The sequence below is a fragment of the Nocardia sp. NPDC004722 genome (assembly GCF_053601505.1).
In genome coordinates this window covers 1-5,605 of record NZ_JBSGBY010000563.1, presented here as the reverse complement: position 1 = coordinate 5,605, position 5,605 = coordinate 1, and the positions used below count along the sequence as shown (strand labels likewise).

6 protein-coding genes are annotated in these 5,605 nt (G+C 68.3%); 5 read left to right on the top strand and 1 reads right to left on the bottom strand.

Annotated elements, in window-relative coordinates; translation table 11 throughout:
• Positions 1-261, bottom strand: a 261-nt coding sequence (locus ACWELQ_RS36570; RefSeq protein ID WP_452401593.1) for a hypothetical protein, incomplete at its 3' end; no start/stop codon positions are given.
• Between ACWELQ_RS36570 and ACWELQ_RS36565 the strand changes: the two genes are divergently transcribed.
• The 5 genes from ACWELQ_RS36565 (at position 244) to ACWELQ_RS36545 (ending at position 5,493) form a co-directional block, all read left to right on the top strand.
• Complete coding sequence (locus tag ACWELQ_RS36565) at positions 244-918, top strand: HalD/BesD family halogenase (protein WP_452401592.1); 675 nt, start codon at positions 244-246, stop codon at positions 916-918. The two genes, ACWELQ_RS36570 and ACWELQ_RS36565, sit on opposite strands and share 18 nt — an antisense overlap.
• Before the next feature lie 14 nt (positions 919-932).
• The gene (locus ACWELQ_RS36560) at positions 933-1,760 is read left to right on the top strand and encodes a class I SAM-dependent methyltransferase (protein WP_452401591.1); all 828 of its coding nucleotides are present in this window, start codon (positions 933-935) and stop codon (positions 1,758-1,760) included.
• A 68-nt stretch (positions 1,761-1,828) separates the two neighbouring features.
• Entirely contained in the window at positions 1,829-3,211 is a 1,383-nt protein-coding gene (locus tag ACWELQ_RS36555; RefSeq protein WP_452401590.1) for an NAD(P)/FAD-dependent oxidoreductase, read from the top strand.
• Positions 3,212-3,383: 172 nt separating this feature from the next.
• Positions 3,384-5,186: a choline/carnitine O-acyltransferase gene (locus ACWELQ_RS36550; RefSeq protein ID WP_452401589.1), complete on the top strand. Its 1,803-nt coding sequence runs from the start codon at positions 3,384-3,386 to the stop codon at positions 5,184-5,186.
• A gap of 43 nt (positions 5,187-5,229) precedes the next feature.
• Entirely contained in the window at positions 5,230-5,493 is a 264-nt protein-coding gene (locus tag ACWELQ_RS36545; RefSeq protein WP_033085388.1) for a phosphoribosyl-ATP diphosphatase, read from the top strand.
• Positions 5,494-5,605 lie beyond the last annotated feature (112 nt).

Sequence of the window (5,605 nt, the reverse complement as noted above, 5' to 3'; positions counted from 1 at the left end):
CACGATGATCAGCACCACCACCGCCGCGATGATGCCGATGATCAGGCCGGTATTGGACTTCTGCGGCGCGACGTAGGGGCGGTACCCGGGGTGGATGTCGGGCGGTATCCGCTGGATGAACCCGGAGGTGAACGCTGGGTGGAGGCCGTGCGCGGAGCGCGGGCCGAGCTGGCGGCCGACGGGTGCTGCGTGTTGCGGGGATTCATTCGCCCGGAGTTGTTGGGCACCTTGCGAAATGAAGGTGTGGCGCTGGCTCCGCACGCGTACTACACCGTGCAGGACGTCAACGCCTACAACATCCCGCTGGATGCCGAACTGCCCGCCGACCATCCCGGGCGGATCGTGCTGCGGCGCGGAAACGCTTTCGTCGCACGGGATCTCATTCCGCGCGAGGCCCTGATTCACCGGCTGTACACCGATGCGAGGTTTCAGCGGTTCGTGGCCGAATGCTTCGATCTCCCTGAGCTGCACGAGTACACCGATCCGCTGGCCGGGTTGTGTCTCAATGTGGTCGCGCCCGGCAACTCGCATCCGTGGCATTTCGACACCAACGAGTTCACCGTCAGCATGCTCACCCAGGAGCCGGAATCCGGTGGGGTGTTCGAGTATTGCCCGAACATCCGGTCGCGGGAGGCGGAGAACCTGGCCGATGTGCGGGCGGTGCTCACGGGGGAAGGAGAACGGTTCATCCGGCGGCTGGAGCTGCGGCCGGGGGACCTGCAACTGTTCCAGGGACGTTTCTCACTGCACCGGGTCGCGCCGGTCGGTGGTGCCGGGCAACGGCATTCGGCGATCTTCGCCTACAGCGACACACCGGGATTGATCGGCACCGCCGAACGCACCCGGCAACTCTTCGGCCGGGTCCTGCCCGACCATCTGGCCGCCGGCGAGGTCCGCGGCGATCGACTGCTCGACTGAGAGGGGACCAGCGCGTGCCGGTTTCGTTGCACAGTTCCACCGGAAAAGCCTCCTTCGACGATATCTACGATCGGCCCGATCCACGCCAGTACTACGCCCGCATGGCCGAATTGGATTATCAGATACCGGAATTGGCGAAACCGCACTTCCAGCGGGTGCTGGCCGAATATCGGGACGCGACCGGAATCGCCGCGCCCACCGTGCTGGACATCGGCTGCTCCTACGGCGTGAACGCGGCCCTGCTGCGCCTGGACGCCACCATGTCCGACCTCGCCGAGCACTATCGGGCCGGTGGTGACACCGAGGAATTGCTCACCCGCGACCGCGAACTGCTCGCGAGCGGCAATCGATTACCCGGAGTCCGATTCGTCGGGATGGATGCTTCCCGTCCGGCGCTCGACTACGCGCGCGCCGCCGGATTCCTCGACGACATCGTGCACGCCGACCTGGAAGCCGCCGACCCCACCGAGGCCCAGCGCGCCACCCTGGCCGCCGCCGACCTGGTCATCTCCACCGGCTGTGTGGGCTACATCTCCGAACGCACCCTGCTGCGGGTGGCCCGCGCCCACGGCGGAAAACTGCCGTGGATGGCACATTTCGTGCTGCGCATGTTCTCCTTCGAGCCCATCGCCGCCCACTTGGACGCGCTCGGATACGAGACCGAACTGCTGCCCGGCGTCTACCGGCAGCGCCGCTTCGCGTCCCCGGACGAGCAGGCCCGCGTCCTGGACACCTTGTCCGCCAGCGGAATCGATCCGGGCGACCTGGAATCCGGCGGCTGGCTGTACGCGCAACTGCATCTTTCCCGCCCGAAGAGCGACCTCACCGACAAACAACCCTGATCGGCGAGGGACCGGAAAAGACATGCGGGATTCACCTGAAACCATCGCCGGATTGTTACGGTGAACCGGTGGCACCAGCGAAGATCGTAATTGTCGGCGGTGGTTTCGCGGGTGTGGAATGCGCCCGCTATCTGGAGCGCCGAGTCAAACCCGGCGAAGCGGACATAAAGCTCGTGACGCCCGACGCGGGCCTGCTGTATCTGCCGCTGCTGCCGCAGGTCGCCTCCGGCACCCTCAATCCGCGCTCGGTGTCGGTGTCACTGCGGCGGGTGCTGCGGCGCACCGAGATCATCCCCGGCATGGCGGTCGGCGTCGACGCGCCGACGCGGCAGGTCATCGTGCGGCGGCACTCCGGCGAGGAATGCGCCTACGAGTTCGATCAGCTGGTGCTGGCTCCCGGCAGCATCACCCGCATCCAGGACGTACCCGGCCTGCACGAGCACGGCTTCGGCATGAAGACGCTCTCGGAGGCCATGTATCTGCGCGACCACGTGCTGCGCCAGCTGGATGTGGCCGCGGTCACCGGCGAGGAGGACGTCGACCGGGAACGGTTGAACTTCGTCACCATCGGCGCGGGCTACGCGGGCACCGAGACCACCGCGGTGCTCAACAAGGTCTGCCAGGCCGCCGCCCGGCGCTACTTCCCGGCGGCCGAATCGACCATGGTGCGCTGGCATCTGGTGACCCACGGCGACAAGATCATGCCCGAGCTCGGTGAGCGCCTCGGCGCGGACGCGAAAAAGGTTCTGGCCGAACGCGGCATCGAGCTCATTTCGGGCGCATCCGCCAAGGAGGTCACCGCGCGCGGCGTGACCCTCACCAATGGCCGGTTCATCCCGTCGCGCACGGTGTTGTGGACCGCCGGTGTCGCCGCCAGCCCGCTGGCCGGGCACCTCGGCGCGGACACCGATCACGGGCGCATCGTCGTGCAGGCCGACTTCAGCGTGCCCGGACTGCGGGGCGTGTGGGCGCTCGGCGACGCGGCCGCGGTCCCCGATCTGGCCGGGGGCGTGGGCAAGACGTGCCCGCCCACCGCACAGCACGCCATGCGCCAGGGCAAGCACATGGCCAAGAACCTCCTCGCCACCCTGCGCGGCGGACAGGTCACGCCCTACCGGCATCCGGATCTGGGCCTGGTCGTCGACCTCGGCGGCAAGGACGCGCTCGCGCGGCCCCTGAAGATCGGATTGCGCGGTGTCCCCGCGCAATTCGTAACCCGCAGCTATCACCTGGGCGCGCTGCGCACGGTCGTCGCGCGGGCCCGCGTCGCCTTCGACTGGGCGGTGCACGGCCTCAGCGGAGACGACTTCCTGCGCATCGGATACGGCGACTACGCCACCCACACCATCGGCGGATTCGAGCAGACCGGCTGCTACCTCTCGCCCGCCGAGGTGGAGCTGCGACTGGAAAAGCTGTGCCAACCCGAGACACACGGCAACTGGCTCGCATGAAAACTGTTGTAGCGCAGTAAAACAACAACCCTTCTCACTACTCGAGGATTCGCCCGAATCCTGGCGCACAGACCGGTTCGTTGACCAGAATGGTGCGGTGGCCGGCCGGGGGACGGTCACACGTGTGCAAAAAGCCAGGCTGCCCCTGACCCATCGAACCCGAGGACAACCCTTGAGCGAGAGCACCTTCGCCTTCGACGAGCAGCTGCCCCGCGTGCCGCTGCCCACGCTGGAGGAGAGCTGCACCCGGTTCCTGCACTGGTGCGCGCCGCTGCTCACCTCCGACCAGTACGCCGCCACCGCGGCCAGCGTCGAGGATCTGCTGCGGCCCGACAGCCCCGCCCGCACCCTGCACGCCGATCTGGAACGATTCGACAACACACCCGGCGTCGGGAGTTGGCTCGACGAGTTCTGGCCCTCCCGCTATCTGGGCCGTCGCGACCGAATCGCGTTGAACGCCAACTTCTTCTTCCTCTTCCGCGACGACACCGTACTGGCGCGCTCCACGAGCGCCGATCAGAGCGAGCGGGCCGCGGCGCTGATCAGCGCGGCCGTCGACTACAAGCTGCGCCTCGACCGCGAGGAGATCCCGCCCGCCACCCAGCGCGGCACGCGACTCAACATGGCGCAGAACAAGTTCCTGTTCTCCGAGACCCGGATCCCGGGCGTGCCGCAGGACACCGTGCGGGTGCCCTACAGCGACGCCTGGCCGGGACACTCCGAGGCCCGCCATATCCTGGTCTTCTACCGCGGCAACATGTTCCGGATGGACGTGATCGGCCCCGGCGGCGCGCCCTACACGCCCGAGGATCTCGTCGCGGGCCTGCGCGCGGTCATGAAGGCGGGAGCCCGCCGGGCCGCCACCAACGCCTCGCCCGGACATCTGACCACCCTGGCCCGCGCCGACTGGGCGCCCGTCTACGCGGCGCTGCGGCCCACCAACGCCGCCGCCTTCGACACCATCGAGACCGCGCTGTTCTGCGTCTGCCTCGAGGACTTCGCGCCCCGCGACACCCTGCACGCCTGCGATCAGCTCCTGCACGGCGACAGCGGCAACCGCTGGTTCGACAAGGCGGTGTCGTTCATCGTCTTCGCCGACGGCGCGGCGGGCATCAATGTCGAGCACTGCGGCCTGGACGGCACCACCATCCTGTCGTTCGTCGACACGCTGCTGGAAGCCCCGGTGAGCGCGCATGCCGAGGAGTCCGGGGCGCAACCGCAGGGGCTGCCCGCGGCCGAACCGGTCGAGTTCGTGCTCGGTCCCGAGGCCAAGACCGAGATCGCCTCGGCCGCCGCCTCTTTCGCGCAGTACGCGGCCGAGACCGCCACCAGCACGGTGTCGTTCGACTTCGGCACCGCCCGCGCCAAGAGCCTCGGCATCTCCCCGGACGCGCTGGCGCAGTTGAGCTACCAACTCGCGCACAAGCGCAGCAAGGGTTTCAACGGCGCGACCTACGAGTCCATCGCCACCCGGCAGTTCCGCAACGGCCGCACCGAGGCCATGCGGGTCATCACCCCGGAGATGCTGGACTTCGTTGCGGCCATGGAGGATCCGGCCGTGGACCGGGACCGCAAACTGGTCGCCGCCCGCACCGCCGCCGAGGCGCACGTGCGCCGCGCCCAGGAATGCCAGCGCGGCGAGGCCCCCGAACAGCACCTGTGGGAGCTGCAGTGGATCCAGCGCCGCCGCGGTGAGCAGCTGGGGGCGACCGCGCCGATGGCGTTCTACGACAGCCCCGGCTGGACCATCAGCCGCGACGACTATCTGTCCACCAGCTCCGCCCCGTCGGTGAACATCCAGTACTTCGGTTTCGGCTCCACCAGCCCCACCTGCATCGGCATCGCCTACGTGCTGCTGCCCGACCGGTGGAACCTCTATCTGGCCACGCCCAAGCACGTGGCGCAGCAGATGCACGACTTCGCGCGGCACCTGCGCGAGGCGGTCGCGGAACTCACCGAACTGCTCACCGTATAACCGATTGCGGGGAGTGTGCGCTCGTCTGAAAGAATCACTCCCCGTGAAATCTTTCGAAGCCCTGTTCGCCGAGCTGCAGGACCGTGCCGCCAACCGCCCCGAGGGGTCGGGCACCGTCGCCGCCTTGGACGCCGGCGTGCATGCGCAGGGCAAGAAGGTACTCGAGGAAGCCGGTGAGGTCTGGATCGCCGCCGAGTACCAGAGCGATGAGGAACTCTCCGAGGAGATCTCGCAGCTGCTCTACTGGGTGCAGGTGCTGATGGTGGGCCGCGGCCTGCGGCTCGAGGACGTGTACCGACATCTGTGACGCGCCGGGCCGCCCGCCCACCCCCAGGGGGCGGCCTGTGGGTCGTGCCCCCCTCGTGACGCCCCCACATACCCCCTGCCGATGGGCCCCCCCAAGAGTGGCGGGGGCGTCG